15 protein-coding genes are annotated in these 20,897 nt (G+C 51.1%); 2 read left to right on the top strand and 13 right to left on the bottom strand.

All coding sequences use genetic code 11. The features are described from left to right. Positions 1 to 6: 6 nt before the first annotated feature. The 4 genes from IE055_RS03165 to IE055_RS03150 all read right to left on the bottom strand — a co-directional run bounded on the left by IE055_RS03165 (position 7) and on the right by IE055_RS03150 (position 4,793). The gene (locus IE055_RS03165) at positions 7 to 573 is read right to left on the bottom strand and encodes a Tll0287-like domain-containing protein (protein ID WP_189398532.1); all 567 of its coding nucleotides are present in this window, start codon (positions 571 to 573) and stop codon (positions 7 to 9) included. 17 nt (positions 574 to 590) lie between these two features. Then, positions 591 to 1,985 carry a cytochrome c3 family protein gene (locus IE055_RS03160; protein ID WP_189398531.1) on the bottom strand — a complete coding sequence of 465 codons (1,395 nt, stop codon included), beginning with the start codon at positions 1,983 to 1,985 and terminating at the stop codon, positions 591 to 593. 58 nt (positions 1,986 to 2,043) lie between these two features. Continuing rightward, positions 2,044 to 3,966, bottom strand: a complete 1,923-nt coding sequence (locus IE055_RS03155) for an FAD-dependent oxidoreductase (RefSeq protein ID WP_189398530.1) — start codon at positions 3,964 to 3,966, stop codon at positions 2,044 to 2,046. Positions 3,967 to 4,244: 278 nt separating this feature from the next. After that, on the bottom strand, positions 4,245 to 4,793 hold the full coding sequence (locus tag IE055_RS03150) for a hemerythrin domain-containing protein (protein WP_189398529.1): 549 nt from the start codon (positions 4,791 to 4,793) through the stop codon (positions 4,245 to 4,247). 386 nt (positions 4,794 to 5,179) lie between these two features. Between IE055_RS03150 and IE055_RS03145 the strand changes: the two genes are divergently transcribed. Further along, complete coding sequence (locus tag IE055_RS03145; protein ID WP_189398528.1) at positions 5,180 to 7,426, top strand: TonB-dependent receptor; 2,247 nt, start codon at positions 5,180 to 5,182, stop codon at positions 7,424 to 7,426. Positions 7,427 to 7,513: 87 nt separating this feature from the next. On the opposite strand, the gene IE055_RS03140 is transcribed toward IE055_RS03145, so the two are convergent. The 5 genes from IE055_RS03140 to IE055_RS03120 all read right to left on the bottom strand — a co-directional run bounded on the left by IE055_RS03140 (position 7,514) and on the right by IE055_RS03120 (position 14,345). Beyond that, on the bottom strand, positions 7,514 to 8,782 hold the full coding sequence (locus IE055_RS03140; RefSeq protein ID WP_189398527.1) for an amidohydrolase family protein: 1,269 nt from the start codon (positions 8,780 to 8,782) through the stop codon (positions 7,514 to 7,516). Then, entirely contained in the window at positions 8,779 to 10,203 is a 1,425-nt protein-coding gene (locus IE055_RS03135) for an amidohydrolase (RefSeq protein WP_189398526.1), read from the bottom strand. Before IE055_RS03135 ends, IE055_RS03140 begins: the two co-directional genes overlap by 4 nt. Before the next feature lie 71 nt (positions 10,204 to 10,274). Then, on the bottom strand, positions 10,275 to 10,685 hold the full coding sequence (locus tag IE055_RS03130; RefSeq protein ID WP_189398525.1) for a hypothetical protein: 411 nt from the start codon (positions 10,683 to 10,685) through the stop codon (positions 10,275 to 10,277). Between the two features lie 20 nt (positions 10,686 to 10,705). Then, on the bottom strand, positions 10,706 to 12,103 hold the full coding sequence (locus IE055_RS03125) for a DEAD/DEAH box helicase (RefSeq protein ID WP_189398524.1): 1,398 nt from the start codon (positions 12,101 to 12,103) through the stop codon (positions 10,706 to 10,708). Positions 12,104 to 12,281: 178 nt separating this feature from the next. Beyond that, positions 12,282 to 14,345 (bottom strand): glycoside hydrolase family 97 protein, encoded by a 2,064-nt coding sequence (locus IE055_RS03120; RefSeq protein ID WP_189398523.1) that lies wholly within the window; start codon positions 14,343 to 14,345, stop codon positions 12,282 to 12,284. A 167-nt stretch (positions 14,346 to 14,512) separates the two neighbouring features. On the opposite strand from IE055_RS03120, the gene mobA reads away from it, so the two are divergent. Next, positions 14,513 to 15,106 (top strand): molybdenum cofactor guanylyltransferase MobA, encoded by a 594-nt coding sequence (mobA, locus tag IE055_RS03115; RefSeq protein WP_189398522.1) that lies wholly within the window; start codon positions 14,513 to 14,515, stop codon positions 15,104 to 15,106. Here mobA and gspG read toward each other — a convergent pair whose 3' ends face one another. Genes gspG through IE055_RS03095 form a run of 4 tightly spaced genes read right to left on the bottom strand, consistent with a single transcriptional unit; the run spans position 15,107 to position 20,805 of the window. After that, on the bottom strand, positions 15,107 to 15,544 hold the full coding sequence (gene gspG, locus IE055_RS03110) for a type II secretion system major pseudopilin GspG (RefSeq protein ID WP_189398521.1): 438 nt from the start codon (positions 15,542 to 15,544) through the stop codon (positions 15,107 to 15,109). A gap of 33 nt (positions 15,545 to 15,577) precedes the next feature. Beyond that, the gene (gene gspF, locus IE055_RS03105; RefSeq protein ID WP_189398520.1) at positions 15,578 to 16,804 is read right to left on the bottom strand and encodes a type II secretion system inner membrane protein GspF; all 1,227 of its coding nucleotides are present in this window, start codon (positions 16,802 to 16,804) and stop codon (positions 15,578 to 15,580) included. A 12-nt stretch (positions 16,805 to 16,816) separates the two neighbouring features. Next, on the bottom strand, positions 16,817 to 18,370 hold the full coding sequence (gene gspE, locus IE055_RS03100) for a type II secretion system ATPase GspE (protein ID WP_189398519.1): 1,554 nt from the start codon (positions 18,368 to 18,370) through the stop codon (positions 16,817 to 16,819). Between the two features lie 11 nt (positions 18,371 to 18,381). Next, positions 18,382 to 20,805 (bottom strand): secretin GspD/PilQ domain-containing protein, encoded by a 2,424-nt coding sequence (locus tag IE055_RS03095; RefSeq protein WP_189398518.1) that lies wholly within the window; start codon positions 20,803 to 20,805, stop codon positions 18,382 to 18,384. Positions 20,806 to 20,897 lie beyond the last annotated feature (92 nt).

The raw sequence follows: 20,897 nt of genomic DNA, 5'->3' as shown, positions 1-20,897 counted from the left end.
TGAAACCTAATCGAGCTTAATACGCAGCACCACGCCGCCCATGACATCACCTATTTTAAAATCGTCGCGCGGGCTATCCAAATGATCATTGTGGCATTTTACGCAGGCATCGGAAACCGCGATGTCTTGATAGATCGCGGTAAAATACCGCTCGCCAGCCAGTACTTCTTCGGAATAAAAACGCTGTGTCGGGTTCGCAACAATAAACTCCATGCCTTTCTTTTCGATCTCAGTGACTGCCTCATTTTGTTTATTGATCGGCCAGGTGCTCAATAGTGCATACGTGATGCCCAGATCTTTTTCTGCAACTTCTTCTGCCCCCATACGCAACATTTGCGCGGGTAACGGCAAAGCTTGCTCATCTTCCCAATACTCGTGCGCATCAATGACCTCCTCTTCATTTTGCAAGCGGTTCACCACGTTTTTGGTATACACCGCTCGGTCGGATTCGATCACGGCATAGATCGCATCAGCCATACGTTGTGGACTGATCTCTGCGACGGCGGTGTGAGCACCGAGAACAGTCAATAGGGCCAAAGAAGAAATGCTAGGAATTAACGATTTTGCTTTCATAGGGTGGTCTCTGTGAGTCATTGGTTGGATTTGGTAGCACGTGCACGCTGTTTCTGCGCCTTTTTAGCCGCAATGCGTTCCCGTACCAGTGCAAAGCTCGGATGCGTTGCATCAAACGCACCAGAGAAATTTCGTCGAATCAGATTTCGATCTGACAATGCTGCGATCGAATACTCCAGTCCATGACACTCAAGACAGACTGGCCGAATCATTTTGCTATTCGGCTCCAAAGTGAGGCTCTGATTATGTTCTACCGACACCAGCTTGCCCTTCTTGATACGCGGCATGTGGCAACTGGCACAACTGACGCCCACTCCGGCATCCACTTGGCCAGCAACTTCCTGACGCCAAAGCGTCGAGTGTGCCGATTTTGTGTAGTTCAAACTGTGCTCATCAGCATGACAACCGAGGCAGGCTTCGGTGGCAGCAAACTGTAAATCGGGCTGATGGGGATCGTGACAACTACTGCAAGTGAGACTCTTGTGGGCTGCGTCCGTATGCATGGGCAAACGGGCGTCAGAGACCTTGAGAGGTGGCAACTCAGAGGCCAGCCGCATACCGTGTAAGCCTTGCTTAAAACCATCGACCTGAGCCGTATGACAGTCCGTACACGATGCCACACTCAGGTCATGACCGCTGCGCCAGCTAGAGGCCGTGGAATCGGTTCGTGCTAACGGGTTTGCATGGCAGCTAGAACAGTTCGCGCCGACCTGTGCATGTAAGCTGGATTGCCACGCCGAGATCAAGGCAGGTTCAGTTCCCGGTATCTCACTACCATCATGCGCAGTGGCAGGCAGCGGTGCTGCATCTGGGTTGCGCTGCTGCCACACCGCAAAGGCATTTGGCACGCGCAACCGCGCTTCGGACAACAACGCGGGTTTATCAATATGCTTCGCCAAAAACGATTCATACAATGCTTTATTGTCGTGAAAATTATGGCAGCCTGCATTACCACAAGTGTTGAACTCAAATTCTTCATGACTGGGCCGCTCCTCTGCGATCTGCTGATGACAGTAGTAGCAGAAATCCGGTGGCAACGTGACGCCAAACTGACCGGTCACCTCAGGCGAATGTTCAATATGGCAAGTGACACACTGAGTCGCGTCAAGGCTCGCAAGCAGGTCGGCATTGCGCGGATCCGTAAACTTTTTCATTGGGTGTGTGTCCCGGGCCTTTTGCAGCGCATCGCTGTGACAACTCAAGCAAGCTTGCTGCATTGCATCGTCGGTATCAAACGGCGTTGCGTGACACACGTCACATTGCGCTTCGATTTGATGATGTCCTTTGGTACTGCTACCCGGTAGAAACAAATCTTTGCCTCCGACAAATAAGTTGTAGCCCAGGAACGCGCTCAGCAGCAGAGTCACTGCCGCGCCATATTGTAAGAATCCAACCCGCTGAAAAAACCGCATGTAATCTCGTTATGGTTATTGTTGTTATCATTTGAAAATCGTCCCTTCACTCATGGGGTTATGCGAAGTAGTACGAAGAAAAAATATGGAATATCAACAGTGCCGGTAATAGCCACAGCAAGCTGTAATGGACTCGCGACCACCAGGCCCGGTACTGAGTTAATTTGAGATCAGTCCAATGATGATTTCGCGACATAAAAATCCCCACCAGCGAGCCGGTTAGCGTCGCCAACAAGAACACCATCATCAACGCAAAGCTGAGGTTCTGCCCGAGCCGGAAGCCGGTGTGCACAATCAATGCCAGCAACGCCACAAAGCCAAGAATCGTGTGCACGAACCGCCAGTTGTCGAGATTGCCAACCGAGACTTTTTTCCAACGTTTGCGCAACGACAACGCACCGCTGAGTGCACACAACCCCAGCAGCACGTACCCTGTTGTTTGCTTGTAAACACTGCCATACCAAATTTTCTCGAACTGGAAAGAAAACTGAACTGAGCGCTCGAACGGCAGTTTGGGGGCCATAAACGTGAGACCAATAATCAATACCGACAGGATAGACACCATGAAAATCGCGCGATAATGACGCATGATCAGGTTCGGCACGGGCTCCTTTATCATGTGTTTCAATAACGGCTGACACGAACCGCAAGTGACACCGGCCTGTAATTGCTCACCGAGCGCTGGCAGGCTGCGGTAGCCTTTTTCCATGCAGGCTGAAATTTCACCACGCGTCACGTTTTTACACAGACAAACGATGTAGTCCTCGGGCTGATCCAGAATCGAAATGCGCTGCTCACTCCAGAGATTGCCACGCTTTTCGAACAATCGCATGGCACTGCGGCTGACGCGTTTACGTGTTTTAATCCGACTCGCAACTCGGCCTGCTTCGCCCCAATCACCAATGATCGTGGCGCCGATCAACCGCCGCCCATCAAGCACCAGTTTGCGGTAAACATTTTTTAACGTATTGCGGTAAACAAGCACAGTATTACCTGGCTGCTCTGGCGCGCCTAACACCTGACTCGAGAATCCACGAAAGTGGAATTGCAGCTCGCTATTGGCGCCGGAGAAACGACGTGGCGAATGCAATATATGATCGACGCAGATTTCGGCCTGTTCATAACCGGGACTCACCAGACCATAGGTTGTGCCGGCGTGTTCCGCACACTCACCGATTGCGTAAACATTTGGGCAGTTGGTCTGCATAAAATCGTCCACCACGATCCCGCGCTCGACGTCAATTCCTGCCGCGCTGGCCAACTCGACAAACGGTGAAATGCCGGTACACAGAATTACGATTTCAACTGGGATTTCGCGCCCGTCGCTCAATCGCACGCCAGTGACACGACCATTGCCATGAATCCGCTCCACTAAAACCTGATCGTGTACGATCACGCCATTAGAGCGTATATAGTCAATCAATACACCCTTCGCATGTGAGTCCAGACCCTTAGCAAACAGGCTGTTGCGTACCTGCAGATAGACCTGATTAGTTTGGGTTTTCATGGCCAGCGCCGTTTCGATTCCTAGCGGGCCGGAACCAACTACAAACACATCCTGGTTGGCGTCACGGAGTTGCAGCAAACGTTGTGCATCGTCCAGAGAACGAAAACTGTATACGCCGGACTTGTCATCGCCAAAAATTGCTGGTGTGGAGACGGATGAGCCGGTCGCAATAATGAGACGGTCATACTCATGAACATGGCCGTGCTCGTCTATGACGGTTTTTGACTGCGTATCGACTTGGCGAATGTGACAGCCATCATATTCCTGTAAGCGGGCGTCGGACTCTGGCAGGCGGTTTTCGAGATCGCTTAAGCCGATCTCACCAGCCAGATAGTACGACAGTCTCGCGCGATTGTAGGGTAGAACGCGCTCACCGTTGAAAATTTTAACCTGTACCTGCTCGCTTTTTTCCAGCAATTGTGTAGCCGCTTTGACGCCTGCTGGACCAGCGCCAACAATGACAATTGTATCCAAGGTAGTAACGATGGGTGGTGTAGGAGTTTGTGTGCCAAGTTTGTATATGTAGGGTTACAAAACAAGGCACCTGAACCAGTTCAGTGATTACTCAGACCTAATCACCAAAAACGCTGTTCGTCATCCTCGAGTCAAAGTGATGCGCGAACAATCTTAATGACAGACCAACTCACTGAGTGGATTACGCTATAAGAATCTGCCCTCCTATATAAAATAAGTGAATATCGAACACAGCGAATTTGTCGGCAGACCCTGAACGCGGGGCTGCCGAGACAGAATTAGACGGGCGCGTATAACGAGTAGAGGTCGCGCTCTTCGAGCTGAACTCGTCGAACTAAGGCCTGACCAATCCCTTGATATTCTTTTTTGAATGAGTCTTTCGCGACCTTGGTGTATTCAGAACGTTCATACTTTTTGCAAAAACTGATGACCGCATTGGCAATGTCGTTCATGTCGCGTCTAAATTCACGAACCACACTTAAGGAATGTGAATCGGTTCGCATCGTCTGTTCCAAGTAAGCATAGAACTTGACGTTCTCTTTAAGGAGGTGACTCTGGAACAACGTTTTGAATTCCACTAGATGGGCGGATAAAGCTTCGAAATCGCTGGCCTCGTATCCTTCTTTCCAAACCTTGCCAAACAACTCAACGAGCTGTTCATGGTCGTGTTCCAGATTGTCAATTAAGGCCGCGTCATACTTGATGCCAGTTGTGCCGCGACTTGCGGAAGGTCGGCGTTTTGCTGCTTTGGCTTGTGCCTGAGCCTTGGTCGTAGTTGCCTTCTTCTCCGGTCGCCCTTTAAAGAATTTTCCGACGAAATCAAACATTTCGTTACCCCATTATGTGTTGGAAGTCAGAGTATGTCGGTACTCTGCGTTTATTATTTGGTACTTCCGCGCTTGCCCAGGCAAAACAAACCGATTCGAACCACGCTTTCCAACAGCCAGTCTCCAATTTGCGCTCCCAACACATAGACTTCTATTGACTGTCAGAGTCGCCAGCGTAATACAGAAAATGGACAAGTGCAAGCCACAGTCGAACGCACAAAAGCAACTGGAAACCGATTATTTTTAAAGTGTTATTCACACAAAGCATAAGCCCTATAATCCTGAGGCATTGCAAACCTAAGGAAATTAAGACATTCTTGACCGTAGCTCAGTATAACTACCTAAGAATGAGCACCACGAATTAATCCTAATCCAGAGGAGGAACTATGAAAAAACCATTAAGTTGGGTATTCCGGCTGTCTGCCGTTTCCGCAGCCATAGCCGCTATGGTCAGTACGCCGACGGCAGTCGCTCAGGAGGAATCCAGAGCCAGTGCCAAACTACTAGAAGAAATCGTGGTCACAGCACGAAAGAGAGAGGAGTCAATTCTTGATGTTCCAATCGCGGTGACTGCCTTCAATGCAGATCAACTTGATGTGCTCAAAGTTCGCGATATCGAAAGTCTCAGTGTTGGGTTACCCAACGTGGCATTCGACGATGTTGGAACGTCGCGCAGCGTCGCCAACTTTTCAATTCGGGGCCTGGGCATTAATAGTTCCATTCCAAGCATCGACCCGACCGTCGGTACCTTCGTTGACGGTGTCTATTTAGGCACGAACGCGGGCGTTATCTTAGACGTGTTCGATCTTGAGAGCATCGAAGTACTGCGCGGTCCTCAGGGCACGCTATTTGGTCGTAACGTCACAGGTGGTGCGGTGTTGTTGAACTCGGCCAAACCTGGTGATGAGTTCGGTGGCAAGATCAAAGCCGCCTATGAAACCGGCGGTGAAGAGCCGAGTGTTTACCTTCAAGGAACAGTCGGTGGTCCAGTTAGTGACACATTGGCTGCCAAAATCTCAGTTTACAGTAACAAAGATGATGGGTATTTTTTCAACCAGTTTACTGGGGCTGCACACGGCGAGTCAGACACATTAGCGATTCGACCGATGGTGGTTTGGACTCCAACTGAGCGACTCTCCATTACCGCTATCTACGATTACTTCGAGACAGAGGGCCACGGCCCAGCATCGCAAAACCACCGTAATGGCAGTGGTATTGCCAATGGCGCCGCAGATTTTGATCGCGATTCATTTGACTTGTCTATCGATGAAACTGGGTACATCGATTTACAATCCGATTTTTTCCGTAGCACCATCGAGTATGAACTCGATAACGGCACCATCACCAATGTTTTCGGTTACCGGAAAATGGAATCTGAGGGCTCGGTGGACGTGGACGCCACGCCAATCAGCTTGTTCCATTCTCCTAATGGCATCGACAACGACCAAATCAGCAATGAAATTCGCTATTCAGGTGAAGTTGGAGATCGATCACAGCTCACCCTTGGTGCGTACTACTTTAAGAATGACCTAAAGTACAACGAGAATCGCCGCTTGCTCGGCGTTGTGGCCCCACCAGGGTTTTTTGGCTTAACGCAAGACGGTGGCGGTGATTATTCGGTTGAAACGCTTGGGCTTTTCGCCTCGCTTGATTATGATTTGACCGATCAAATGGTGGTCAATCTGGGATTGCGTTACACCGACGAAGAAAAGTCAGCAGACATCGCGTCATTAGTACGCAATGTCAATGCACCATGTAGTGTGATTGATGGCACGTGTCCATACGACTTTCAAGACCAAAAGAGCTGGAGTAACGTGTCACCAAAAATTGGTGTGACCTACAACCTCAGTGACACAAGCATGATGTACGCGCACTGGACACGCGGTTTCCGTTCTGGTGGTTACAACCTTCGTAACACTGCCATTGACACCGTGAATTTTGGTCCAGGCCCGTTCGATGAAGAAACCGTAGACAATTTTGAAGCCGGTTTCAAAACCTCATTGCGCAACGGTGGTCGCATCACAGGCGCGATTTTCTACAACCAAATCGACGACATGCAACGTGAGATCAACTTGGCCGATCCAATTTCTGGTGTGGTACAGGTAATTCGCAACACTGCCGATGCAACAATAACAGGCCTCGAGATCGAAGGATTGTTCCCACTGACGGATCGCTTAGTATTCAATGCATCGCTCGGTTACATCGACCCAGGTTACGACGCGGTGCGATTTGACCTGAATGGCGATGGCGTGATCAACGATGTTGATAAAAACCTAGATTTACCTCGTGCTGCGGAATTGACCTACAGTGTTGGATTGACGCTCGACTCCGATGTTGGTGACTGGGGTACCGCGGTATCTCGCATATCCTATGCGTATCGAGATGAATCCGCTTACACTGACAACAACCTTGGATTTATCGGTGAACAAGCTATTCTCAATGCTGGAATCGACTTCTTATCCGCTAATGGCCGCTGGTCTTTTGGTATTTTCGGAAAGAACTTAACCGACGAAGTTAAGCATGGTGGCGACACGCAGTTACCGGAATTCTTAGGTCCGATTCCATTGGGTGGTAGCTTTGCACCACTGGCCAAAGGCCGCGTATACGGTGTAGATCTGACATACAAGTTCTAAGCTGAAGCGACTTTTGCCCTATGTGGCAAACCAAAAAAGGCCATCGAACCTCGATGGCCTTTTTTATTGCGTCGTGGGGCGCGCTATCTAGTTCGTATATTGCTGGATCGCTTGAAAGTACCGGTCTCGAAGTCGCGTGTGTCGACTTTCCAAGGGGTACATCTGGCCATCAATCAGCACTAACTCCGGGTTACTCATGACCTCAAGCGGATCACCGGACCAGACCACTAAGGTGGCACTCGCACCGGCTTTGAGATGCCCGTACTGAGGCACGCCAAAGATCTTAGCCGGCGCAGAGGTAATCGCTTGAATGGCAGCGTTGTACGGCAAGCCATTTGCAACCGCGTTACCGGCAGACTGACGCACAAGATACGCATTATGCGTAGTCTGCCATCCCATCCCAGTAAACATTAATGTCACGCCGGCCTCGTGCATGAGTTTGGCGTTATCTAGCCGAGCACCCAAGGATTCATACGAATTCGGCAAGTTACGAATCGGATCGATGATCACCGGCACTTCAGCCTTGGCAATTTTGTCCGCTACCCGCCAGCCTTCACTGACGCCAGACAAAATAAGACTGATCCGAAGGTCCGCGGCTAATCGCAACACGCGCTCGATATCCGATGCCCGCTCTACATAGACCAACAGCGGCATTCTGCGCTCTATAACCGGTTTGAGCGCTGCTAGATCGTGTCGCGACAGACTGTAATCTCGGCGATTGCCAGAATTGAACTGCGTCGTGTTGCGCGCGTAGTCGCGCGCATCTTCTAATGCCTCGCGCAATTTCGCCATTGCCGCAGCCTTGGACCCGCCAGTCAATGCACTGCCGGTATCGGCCAGGTTGACCACCATCGCAGCGCCGGGTTCCACCACACCGTCAGTCGCACTCAGCTTTACGACCGCGGCCGTGCCTGCGATCAAGCTCGTGCCATTACCTGGCTGAACTACCGCGTTGGTGATGCCGAGCATCCGGTTATAGGGCACCACCGTCGATGACGCGTTGTAAGCGTCAGCAACGCGCAGTGAGGCGGTGACATCTTCGCGCATCGCCCTCGCATCCACCGAGGCCGCCACCGCGCCGACTTCCATCAAACCGATTTGCGTGTTTACATTAAACAATCCTGGCGTGACCGGCTTACCGGCGGCATCAATAACTCGAGTCGTGTCGTCGGCAGTCAAGTCCGTACCAATTTGTTGGATACGGCCGTCACGTACCGCGATATCGACCACGCCTTCGGCACGCTCCACACCATCGACCAGCTTCGCGTTCTTGATCAACAAGGTATCCGCCTGCACGGACGTCGAAACCAGCAAACAAGCGCTAATGCCTGCAATTTTTAGCCAATTAAGTTTCATGGTCGATCCTCCGTTGGGGTAATAATGCCGAGATTAAAATCACTGGTGGTATTGATATCAGGGTTGCGACGATCGAAACGCAGTGCGCCATCGACCCAGACTTTGTCGGCTTTCGTGTAGACACTGAGTGGGTTTCCGCTCCAGAGCACGACATCTGCGTTCATACCGGGGGCCAAACTCCCGATACGATCTTCTAAACCAATTGATTTTGCAGAATTGGAAGTGACCCATCGAATGGCCGTAGCGACCGGGATATCGATCCCAATTTGCTTTGCAGCGCTGACGACTTTACCGATTTCTTGCGGGAGACGCTGAATTTGCGTTTCATCGTCCGAATGGATTATCGCGCAGCCCTTGGCGAACTCAATCAACGCAGCGTTCTCACGAATCATATCGTAGGCCTCCTGTTTGAAGCCCCACCAATCTGCCCAGACCACAGCGCAAATATCATTTTCAGCCAACAAGGGCGCGACCTTATACGCCTCAACGGCATGATGAAAGGCAGCAATCTGATAACCAAACTCCTTAGACAATTCAATCATATTCGCCATCTCATCGGCGCGATAACAATGATTGTGAATCCGAATTTCGCCATCCAGAACGCCGCGCAGTGTCTCCATCTCGAGATTTCGTTCCGGCGCCTGAGCCGACTTGTCACCGTTCGCAACCTTGGCTTCATACTCATCCCACTGCTTATCATAAGACTGGGCCGCAATCCACGCAGATCGATAGCCCGCCATATTGCCCATGCGTGTGCCTGGGCCGCCTTTCTCGCCGTACACGCGTTTGGGGTTTTCACCGCAGGCCATCTTGAGTGCGTGCGGTGCGTCGGGGAACTTCATACCCATCATCGTCACTGAGGGTATGGTCTTGAGCGTAACCCCACGGCCACCAAACAGATTGGCAGAGCCCGGCAGTATTTGTGCAGTGGTCACGCCACCGGCCAGCGCTTTCTCAAAATTTGGGTCTTGTGGCCAAACTGAGTGCTCAGCCCAGACTTTCGCCGTCGCCGGGGCGACCATTTCGTTCCCATCGCTGTGTGATTCGACGGATGGATTTGGATACACACCCATATGCGAATGTACGTCGATGATCCCAGGTGTAATCCACTTACCACGGGCATCGATCGATACAGCGCCTTCTGGAACATCGATCTCAGCCCCAACAGCAACGATCTTCCCGTCAGCAAATACGACTGAAGCGTTGTCAAGTTGCTCGCCAGACCCCGTGAGGACTGTTGCCCCTGACAGTACATACGCTGGCGCAGGAGGAATCGAATAAGTTGAGGAAAACGGTGAGGCGCGCTCAGCTGTCGGGGCTGATGGGCTGGTGGTGGTCCCAGTCGACGGTACACTTGCACAACCGACTAAGCCAACAGAGAACAACGCGATACTGCATGATTGAATAATTTTCACAGGCATCTCTGAACAGTTAAAAGGTTGCGCCAGAATACCAGAAAAACGTGTTACGTCGACGTTCGCATTACCCTGACTCAGTCGTGCAGGTTACGATGTGCCTGCGCCAGCCCCCTTACATATAAGATGCAATACACGCCACCGATCACATAGCCGAGAACCACGGTACGAAACACCTCTGGCGTTCCAGCCAACACATTGACATACCATGAGCCGGAAAAGACGGCACCACAAGCAGTGGCGATCGTGGTCCAATCTATCAACCAGCGTGCCTTAAAATAGCGACTCATTACTTTAAACACGGTTTCCAATACTAAGGTCATACCCAGCGTCACGGTAAAGCTATACAGTCCTTGTACACACGCTGCTTTTGCTGCCGCCCGCGCGCCGTGTTCTAGGTTTACCAACGCCGCCCAAGCTCCATAAAAAGCGAAGCCGCAGGCTGACGCCACCAAGCTTCGCTGTAGTGGGCTGAACCGACTAAACATACACGCTTAAGGTCGCCCCACTAGTCTGACCTTGAGGGGCTCGGTTTGCGACGACGATTACGTCGCCGCTTTTTATTTCCGGCACCGTAGGGCGAACCACCTGGACGCAGCGCCTGGTCCTTGTCACCGGTCGCGGATTGGTTACGCGACTCACCTCGCCCTGATTTATCGGCATCCGTATCTTTAGCTTGGTGGTTTCTGGGACGACTCGTTTTTTTCTTATTTGGTCTAGGTTTTTTCGGCTTATTTTTCGACGGAGTCGGCGAGTCTGGCAATTGGTTCAGCGGTGCATACCCATCCAGCTCAACCCGTGGCACAGTTTTACCAATCAGCTTTTCTATATCAACGAGCAACTTAAATTCGTCATGACTGACCAGCGAGACTGCTTCACCGCTCGCGCCTGCACGCCCGGTGCGACCAATCCGGTGCACGTAATCCTCAGCCACCTGCGGCAAGTCAAAGTTCACCACATGTGGCAACTGGTCGATATCAATACCGCGAGCGGCAATATCAGTCGCCACCAACACACGTAACTTACCGGACTTGAACTCAGCCAACGCCTTGGTACGAGCTCCCTGACTCTTGTTACCATGAATCGCAGCCGCGTTCACACCCTTGCCATCGAGCTGACGAACCAGACGGTTTGCGCCGTGTTTAGTACGTGAAAAAACCAACACCTGATACCAGTCGTTGTCGTTAATTAACCGTGTCAGCACTTTGGTTTTATCGGACTTTTCGACGGCGATCATACTTTGTTTGACCGTGTCAACGGTACTGTTCGGTGGGCTAACCGATACTTCCACCGGTTGATGCACAATGGTCTTAGCCAGTTCGCGAATATCTTTTGAAAAGGTCGCCGAAAACAGCAGTGTCTGACGTCGCTTAGGCAGCAACTTAATAATGCGCCGAATATCGTGAATAAACCCCATATCCAACATACGATCGGCCTCATCCAGTATGAGTACCTCGAGATTATCAAAACGCACTGCGTTTTGCGTATGCAGATCAATTAACCGGCCCGGCGTTGCGATCAAAACGTCGGTGCCACCGCGCAAACGCTGCATTTGTGGATTGATTTTGACGCCGCCGAACACAACCACCGAACGCGTACCTAAACCAGCGCCGTAAGTTTTCACGCTGTCGGCAACTTGGGCCGCCAATTCGCGGGTTGGGGTTAACACCAAGGCTCGCACTTGATTGCCGTTACCACTGGGTTTGGGTGTCTCGCTTAGGCGCTGAATGACCGGCAAAGTAAAACCCGCGGTTTTACCGGTCCCGGTTTGCGCGGCAGCCATCACATCCTTGCCTTGCAACACATGCGGAATGGCCTGAGCCTGGATCGGTGATGGCGTCTGGTAGCCAAGATCGTCAAGGGTTTCCAATAAGGAGCTGGACAGGCCAAGATCGGCAAATTTCATGTTTGGTTCTCAAAGTGTTAGAAGCAGCGCAGAGTACATGAAACCCTTACGTAATACTATCTGCCAGACCCGAATTATAGTCGAGTCAACCCGGCACGATAATCCCGTGTCAGAGCTCGCAACGCAAAACAGGCCGCACGAGGCGGCCTGTCCGGTACACAGAGGTACGATTGTGGTTTTATCGCTTGATAAACCTTACTACCGCACCGCCGCTGCGGCCGAGATCAAACGACAGTGACTCTTCTGCATTCACTTCACGGGTCTCGATCACAATATCATAGGGGGCGGCATCGTAATCGGCATTTTCTCCATCGCGGTAGATTTGCGCGGTATACTGCCCTTCGCCCAGAAAGCGTAAGTCGGCATTCAAGGTGCGTGCTTTTTCGTTGGTGTGTGCGGCCAAATACCAGTCCGACGAATTACGATCTTGCCGAGCAATAACCAAATATTCGCCCACTTCACCGGACAACGCGATTGATTGTTCCCAATCCGTTGGTACGTCTTTAATAAACTGAAAGGCATCAGGGCGTGCAGCGTAGTTTTCCGGCAGATCCATCACCATCTGAATCGGCGAGTAGATCGTCACATACAAGGATAGCTCTTTGGCCAATGTGTGCTCGATGCGCGACCGCTTGTCATGGCGCCCCATTTCTTTGGTCACAGGTGGACGTTCACTCGGTCGTAAATCGAACGCGCCAGCGGTGTAGTCCATCGGGCCAGACAACATACGCGTGAACACCAGATTAGACACATGGTTTGGGCCATTCGGCGGCACACCCCAAGCGTTAAACTCTTGTCCGCGTGCGCCCTCACGACTGACCCAGTTCGGATAGGTGCGGCGCAGACCGGTGTCTTTGACCGGCTCATGGGGATTGATGGCGATTTTATGCTCAGCCGCTTTGTCGATCACCAGCTGATGATGATTCACATTGTGCTGGCCGTCGTGGTACTCGTAGCGCACAATGCCTTGTTCGTCGATCCGCTTAAGTTTGCCAGCATCCGCCACGTAACCGGTTTTGATGATCGCAACATCGTTGGCTTGATACAAGTCCAATGCGTCATCTAATTGCTTCTCGTAATTGGAGATATTGCCAGATGTTTCGTGGTGACCGATTAGGCGCACGCCGACCTTGCGGCCATATGCAGCGACTTTCTCGATGTCGAAATCATTGTAGGTTTCGGTAAAACTAAATACATCACCGTTGTTGTACCAATCGCCATCCCAGCCGATATTCCATCCTTCGACCAACACGCCATCGAAACCGTTTTCAGCAGCAAAATCCATGTACTCGATGGTCGCCTCGGTGGTTGCCGCGTGAATGCCATCGCTACCCCAAGTGCGATCTTTGATGTGTTGTTGCCACCAGATACCAACATACTTTCCTGGTTTAAACCAAGACACATCGCCCATTTTGTTTGGCTCATTCAAGTTTAGAATCAAGTCGGAATTTACTAAGCCAACCGCTTGTTCGGCGATTTGAATGGTGCGCCAAGGTGATTTGAACGGGGTACTCACTTTCACCAGTGCACCGTCTGAACGAGGCGCCAGATTAGCCACCAGATTCGGACCGCGTCGATGCTCGATTGACATGCCCGCGTAATCCACCAGTGCGGCTTCGTGTAGACTCACATGCACACCATTGGTCAAACGCATGGTAACCGGTGTATGCACCATCTCCATCTCATCGACCGTGGTTTTTTGGTACAAATACTCATAACGATTCCACTTACGTGCGGGTATCCACCACGCAGTGGCTTTTTCATCCATGTTAAATTCAGTGAACTCTTCTGTGATCGTGAGGTCCTTCAGGTTGGGCTGTTTTGGCACTTCGTAACGAAAACCAATGCCGTCATTAAACGCGCGAACGCGCAAAGTCAGCGACTGTTCTGGTTTATTGCGTTTCACTTCCAGCGTCAATTCATTATGATGGTCTCGCACAACACGACGTTCGCCCCAGGGCTGTTCCCACTGCGTGTCACTCGACGATTCCTTCGCACCGACTATTTGCAAATCTGCATCAAACCCGTGATGCGCAGCGAAACGCATACCCAGCAACGACGGCTGGATAATTACTTTCTCAGCCCGATTAACACGGTAGCGTAATTCACCACCATCATCCGACACATGCACTTGTATCGCGCCATCTGGTGAAGTCACCGTATGGGTTGCCGCACCAGCCGTTGCGCTAAGTACTATGGCGGCACAGCTCACGGTAATTAGAAACGATTTAAGACCAGTCATCTCCATCCTCTATTTATGTTCTAGTTTGAATCGGTTCACTATAAAATAATTCGTGATTAGTCGTGAATGAATACGAATGCGTAGTTTAATGACTGTCACTCTTGTCACTTGGTTCGTACACACTTCGCACACCAGAGGCTCTCCATCAACAGTCATTTTCAATCAATATGCAACTAGACACATCCAATCTGGCGGGGCTTATTTTGGCTGGCGGGGCAAGTCGCCGAATGCAAGGACTAGACAAAGGTCTTCAGGCATATCAAGGTCGCGCGCTTGTCGCGTGGACAGCCATGGCGATGCAACCCTGTGTCTGTGACCTGATCATTAGCGCAAATCGAAATCATGAGCAGTATGCACAGTTTGCGCGACGTGTGCTGCATGATTCCGAATCGTCGGCCTACCTTGGCCCCATGGCCGGTATTTGTCGCTCAATTGAAGGGTGCGTGCCATCATCGACGATTCAGGGACTACTCGTTTCGCCGTGCGATACGCCAGGTGTCACGACGAAACTGTGGCAATCCTTGGTGTCACTGGCCAACGCCAATCCAAATTCTGCGGTGGTCTGTCATAACGGAGAGAGACTGCAATCCTTGCATTGTCTATTGCCAAGGCCAACCTGGGATTCATTGCTGGCAAGCTATGCCGACGGGAATCGTGCCATGCACCGCTGGCTGCGAAAAAACGGCGCGGTCGAACTGGATTGCTCGGACCACGCCACAGAATTTCAGAACCTCAACTACCTTGAGGAATTGCGTGGTTGATCAGCCCTGCTCCCAGTTGACGATATCCTTTGCATCGCCTTCACCACCCGTGGCACCATCCGCCCCCATACTCCAGAGGTCAAATTTGTCTGGATTGTGTGTGCCGGGACGCACGTACTGATAGTCGTTCTGCCAAGGGTCTTTCGGCTTTCGATCTAGATAGGGACCATTCCACGTATTCTTACCCGGGTTGGTAATTAATGCATCCAGACCCTCTGAGGTAGTGGGATATTGAAAATTATCCAACCGGTATAACGCCAAGGTGCTTTCAATCTTGCTAATGTCATTTTGTGCTTTGACGACATCGGCTTTGTGCTTAGATTTGAACAGGTTCGGCATAATCATCGCCGATAATAAACCGATAATAATCACGACGACCATGATTTCGATCAACGTGAAACCGGCCTGTGTAGAACGTTGCGTATAAGTTTTCTTCATTTTTGCTCCTTCAATGAGTCACAGCTCATTGCACTAAAAATTCACCATTTCTTGGAGTTTCATCATTGGCATCAGAATGGCAAGAATAATCGTCATTACCATCGACCCCATGATCAAGATCATCATTGGCCCAAGCAAACTGACCATCATACTGATTCGAGTTTGCATTTCATTCTCGGTGGCGGTGGCTGCTTTTTCAAGCATATGCCCTAGCCGACCGCTGTTTTCGCCACTCGATACCATGTGTACTAATAGCGGTGGAAAATGGCCGCTGCGATCCAGTGCTCGACCAATTGAGACACCTTGAGAAACTTCCTCGGTTGCCTGCTGCAAGTCTTGCTGCAATACGCGATTCGTCATCACCGCCTGACTGGCACGCATGGACGATAGAATCGGCACGCCCGAACCAACCATGATCGACAAGGTACGTGACATTCTGGCCGAATCGATGTTCTGCACCATCTTACGCAAGCCTACGATTTTCAAGTAAGTCCGATGTAACCACAGCTTAGGTTTATCCTGCCTGAATAACAATCGAATCAGTACCACCAACACGACTAATCCGATCCCCACGATAACACCATAATTGACCATGAAGTCTGAAATCTTGATTACAACCTTGGTGAGCGTTGGCAATTCTTGTTTGGTGTCTTCGTACACACCGACGATCTTTGGCACCACAACCACGATCAGCACCACCAGAATCGCTGCACAAACGAAGAACAAGAAGATCGGATACACAATGGCTTGCGTAATCTTTTGCTGCATCGCGTGACTGTCTTCCAGATAGTCTGCTAACCGGTCCAAGACATTATCTAAGGTGCCCGATTGCTCACCGGCCGCAATGGAAGCACGGTAAATCTCTGGAAAGCTATTCGGATACAATGCAATCGCATCTGACAATGAGTAGCCTTCGGTGACCATGGATCGTATATCGCTGATCACCGTTTTGACTTTGTGTCCTTCCGACTGCTTGATTACCGCACTTAAGGTTTCCTCGACCGTCATACCCGATTCCAGCAGCGTGGCCATCTGACGAGTCATAATCGACAGTTCATTAGTGCTGATTTTGATGCGGCGAGACGGACGGCCTTTTTGATCCGACTTACTCGCGGCACTTTCGGAAATCGACTTTACGTTTAAGGGAATCAGTCCCTGAGCGCGCAATTCAGCCCGCACCTGTTTGGCGTGATCACCCGAGGTGACCCCTTTGACCGTTCTCCCCTTAGCGTTTAAGGCCTGATATTCGAAGGTTGCCATCGGTGTTGACCTTTAGGACTGCGTCACGCGGAACACTTCATCCACGGTGGTCTCACCTTGCAACACTCGGTCGAAGCCGTTATGCATTAGACTCCGAGATGTTTTGCGTGCGTGTTTGGTGAGCAAATCCTCGGAGGCTTCGTCATGGATCAAACGCCGCATTCCTTCATTCATTTCAATCAGCTCGTAGATACCTAATCGACCTCGATAACCAATTTGCTCACAATTCGGGCAACCTTGTGGTTTAAACAGAGTCGATTCCTGCGTCGCCGACATCCCCAGTAATTCTCGCTCAGCATCATCGGGCTCATGCGGTAACTTACAATCCGGGCATAAACGTCGTACGAGACGCTGGGCCAGCACACCAACCAAACTGGATGCAATCAAAAACGGTTCAACGCCCATGTCCACCAAACGCGTGACCGCACCAACTGCGGTGTTAGTGTGCAGCGTTGACAGTACCAAGTGACCAGTCAAACTGGCTTGAACCGAGATTTCCGCTGTTTCCAGATCGCGAATCTCACCAACCAGGACCACGTCTGGGTCTTGCCGCAGAATCGAACGCAAGCCGCTGGCGAACGTCAGCCCAATCTTGCTATTCATCTGGGTTTGACCAACACCATCTAGATCGTATTCAACTGGATCTTCCACTGTCAAAATATTCAGTCGTTTACGATCCAGTCGGTGTAAGCCGGAGTACAGCGTGGTGGTTTTACCTGAACCGGTTGGCCCGGTTACCAGCAAAATGCCGTTAGGTTTACGAATCAACACCTCAAATGTTCGGAGAATATCAGCCGGCATGCCGAGCTTTTCCAGGTCGAGTCGCGCACTTTGCTTATCTAGCAGCCGTAATACGACGCGCTCGCCATGCTGAGTCGGCAAGGTCGAGACCCGCACGTCAACTGGGTGCTCGGCCACGCGCAATGACATGCGACCATCCTGAGGCAGGCGTTTTTCAGCGATATCGAGCTTCGACATCACCTTGATACGTGATACCAATGCGCCATGCATCTCTCGACGCGGACTGAGAATATCGCGCAGCACACCATCCACTCGAAAACGGACCACGGACTCTTCCTCGAAGGCCTCAAGGTGAATATCGGAGGCATTTTCCCGAATTGCCTGAGTCAGCAGCGCGTTGATAAGGCGAATAATCGGCGCATCGTCGTCGGCTTCCAACAGGTCCGTGGTTTGCGGCATCTCGTCCGCAAGCCGCTCAAGATCCAAATCATCACCCATGTCATCCATTAACTGGGTGGCCTGACTGCCACCTTTATCGTAGGCGGCACGGAGTTGAGTATCGAACTCTGACGCAATCACGCGCTCGAGCACAAGACGACGATTCAGTCGCCGCTTAAGTTCGGATAAGACGGGAAGTTTAGGAGTTTGAACGCAGGTTACACGCGCGGTGCCATCGTCCTCCAGATTCACCAGAACATTGTGTTTCTTGGCAAAGGCGTACGGAATCTGTGCAATATCCGAATCCACCGGTATCGCATCATCCGCCGGCACGGACGCTACTGCCTGCCCGCCGGTGGTCTCCAACTCATTCGCTATCTCGCTCATACAACTCGTGACTAAAAGTCTTCCGCCTTGATGACATCGTCACTGGGTGAAGAGCCCTCAGCGTCGGGTAAAGAGCCCTCAGCGTTGGGTACGGATTCCTCAACTGAAGCACCGTATTCCAGCTCATCAACCAGATCCTGAAGTTCATCCTCATTCGGCCTTTTCGGTGGCATTTCGAAATCGTCTTCGACATTCTCAAAAATTTCATCGTCCGACACAAAAGTGCGACCAAAGATGATGTCCTTAATACGACTCTTCACTGGCTTGCGCACTTCGCCACGGCGCGCCAACTCGGCCTGGCGTTCGCTCCCCAATAAACCTTCGCCCAGCGTTTCCTCGTATTCGATCAACACCGGTGGATCGACTTCAGGAATCAGGAAGTCCGATGTATTCAATCGTGAAATCTGGCCATCACGGCGTACTGCGTTGTATTTGGTCTTGGAGTACTTCGCCAGCTCTTCCGGCGAACGGATGATCCGTGGCTTCAGGAACACCATCAGGTTACGCTTCTCGACCTTCTTACCCTTGCTGCGGAACAGGTTTCCAATCAACGGAATCTTGCCAAGCACAGGCACCCAAGAGACGGTGTCCACCACGTTCTCGGTAATCAAACCACCGAGCACCACAACCTGGCCATCGTCCACTTGTACGACGCCCTCAATCGAGCGCAGATTGGTAATTAAGTCGGCTTGCCCTTCCACACGGACCGGCGATACGCTTGAAGTTTCCTGGAATACTTCCAGTTGAATTGTGTCACCTTCGTTGATCTGTGGCTTGATCTTTAACTTGATACCAACGTCTTTACGCTCGATGGTCTGAAAGCCAGTGCCGACGGGTGTATTGGTGCCATTACCATCGGTCCCGCCCTGATTGACCGCGCTGTTGATCCCACTGTTAAATCGACCCGTGACGAAAGGCACTTCCTGACCAACCACAATCTCGGCCTCTTCATTGTCCAGAGTCAAAATCGTCGGTGTCGACAAAATGTCGCTGTTAGAATCAGATCGTAATGCGTTAATCACCACGTCCAGTTGATACTTGCTGAAATCCAGCAGTGAAAAATTGAAACCGCCAGTGCCTAAGTCAAACGTTTGATTCGCAGTCGCGCGACCTAACACTTGACCTGGTCGTTCCGGGTCAAATATACCGATTGGATTGCTGGTGGTGGTCGAGGTTCCAGCTCCGCCATCGGTACCCTCGGTCACTGTCGTCGTTTCCTGTGACCCGATGTTCCAGTTAATACCGAGCGCCGCTTCTTGGTCTAAAGACACCTCGGCAATAATGGTTTCGACATACACTTGCGCACGACGTTTATCCAGCTTATCGACGACCGACTTGACCGTTTTAAGCTGTGTTCCTGACGCCTTTACGATCAATGAGTTTGAAGCCTCATCGGCCTGCACATTGAACTCGCTCACAGCGCCATCGGCTTTGGTCGCGGTGATATCTTTTAGAATCGACGCCAGATCTTCGGCTTTAGCGTGTTTGAGTGAAATAACATTGACGTCACCTTCGATTTCCCGCTCGACGTCCAACTCACCAATCAAGGCTTGAATCTTCGCAAACTGGTCATCCGGCGCACTGATAATAAGGGCATTAATGGAATCGAATGGTTGAATACTGACCTTTGCCGAGCTCGCTGCGTCTTTCGGGTCCGCCGTCGAGGTCACCAGCTGGGTCAATGTGGTAGCCAACGTGCTGGCCTTGGCGTGATCCAAATTGACCACTCGAATGTTGGCGCGTTTATCGGGTATATCAATGCGGTTAATAATTTTGAGCACACGTTGAATATTCGCCGCGGTATCGGTAATCACCACACTATTTGACGGCACGTGTGGCGCAAAATGGCTAGTCGGCGGGATCAACGGTCGGATGATCGGCACCAAGTCTTGCACTGAGGCGAATTCGAGCTGGACGATCTGCGTAATCTGCGCATCATTCGTCTCGGCTGTTGGCGTAAACAAGGTTGGCGTCGGATGCTGTTTAATCACATTCGCTGGTAACACCTTGATCACCGTACCAGAATCGACTGTAGCAAAGTTGTGCACCTCTAGAATCGAGAGAAACACGTCATACAACTCGTCTGGCCCCAAGGTAGCGCCAGAAATAATCGACACCTTGCCTTTAACACGTGGATCGACAATGAAGTTCTTGCCACTGACCTCGGCGACGGTGTTAATCAAGACACGTATATCGACATCCTGAAGGTTTAGACGCACGCCCTGCTGTTCCGCTTCATCCGTCACATCCCGCAACTGCGCTGAAGCGAGCCCGGCGTTGGAGGTTAAATGCGCACAAATCAGCGCGATGCCAATTTTCTTCGCCCAGCATGACAGTTTAGTTTGCCACGACGAGTTGGCAGTCGATGCACCGACGGCAGAGAGTCGCTGATCGATCTTCCTGAATGATCCTGGAAATAGTAGGGCCTTACTCATGAGTTTGTATCACGCTCTCTTGCTTGTTTTTTTCACCCTGATCGTTGCGTAGATGGATGACCAGAGTCCTTATTATCTTTTTTTGCCATCAT

The organism is Arenicella chitinivorans, from assembly GCF_014651515.1.
Classification (GTDB): domain Bacteria; phylum Pseudomonadota; class Gammaproteobacteria; order Arenicellales; family Arenicellaceae; genus Arenicella; species Arenicella chitinivorans.
The sequence above is the reverse complement of the archived record's forward strand: the minus strand, read 5'-3'. Positions and strand labels throughout refer to the sequence as shown.

Excerpts from the sequence above, each read along its gene's own strand:
- IE055_RS03145 (WP_189398528.1), top strand. The coding sequence starts at position 5,180 with ATGAAAAAACCATTAAGTTGGGTATTCCGGCTGTCTGCCGTTTCCGCA.
- mobA (WP_189398522.1), top strand. The coding sequence starts at position 14,513 with ATGCAACTAGACACATCCAATCTGGCGGGGCTTATTTTGGCTGGCGGG.
- IE055_RS03165 (WP_189398532.1), bottom strand. The coding sequence starts at position 573 with ATGAAAGCAAAATCGTTAATTCCTAGCATTTCTTCTTTGGCCCTATTG.
- IE055_RS03160 (WP_189398531.1), bottom strand. The coding sequence starts at position 1,985 with ATGCGGTTTTTTCAGCGGGTTGGATTCTTACAATATGGCGCGGCAGTG.
- gspF (WP_189398520.1), bottom strand. The coding sequence starts at position 16,804 with ATGGCAACCTTCGAATATCAGGCCTTAAACGCTAAGGGGAGAACGGTC.
- IE055_RS03120 (WP_189398523.1), bottom strand. The coding sequence starts at position 14,345 with ATGACTGGTCTTAAATCGTTTCTAATTACCGTGAGCTGTGCCGCCATA.
- IE055_RS03125 (WP_189398524.1), bottom strand. The coding sequence starts at position 12,103 with ATGAAATTTGCCGATCTTGGCCTGTCCAGCTCCTTATTGGAAACCCTT.
- IE055_RS03150 (WP_189398529.1), bottom strand. The coding sequence starts at position 4,793 with ATGTTTGATTTCGTCGGAAAATTCTTTAAAGGGCGACCGGAGAAGAAG.
- gspG (WP_189398521.1), bottom strand. The coding sequence starts at position 15,544 with ATGAAGAAAACTTATACGCAACGTTCTACACAGGCCGGTTTCACGTTG.
- gspE (WP_189398519.1), bottom strand. The coding sequence starts at position 18,370 with ATGAGCGAGATAGCGAATGAGTTGGAGACCACCGGCGGGCAGGCAGTA.
- IE055_RS03130 (WP_189398525.1), bottom strand. The coding sequence starts at position 10,685 with ATGTTTAGTCGGTTCAGCCCACTACAGCGAAGCTTGGTGGCGTCAGCC.
- IE055_RS03135 (WP_189398526.1), bottom strand. The coding sequence starts at position 10,203 with ATGCCTGTGAAAATTATTCAATCATGCAGTATCGCGTTGTTCTCTGTT.
- IE055_RS03095 (WP_189398518.1), bottom strand. The coding sequence starts at position 20,805 with ATGAGTAAGGCCCTACTATTTCCAGGATCATTCAGGAAGATCGATCAG.
- IE055_RS03140 (WP_189398527.1), bottom strand. The coding sequence starts at position 8,782 with ATGAAACTTAATTGGCTAAAAATTGCAGGCATTAGCGCTTGTTTGCTG.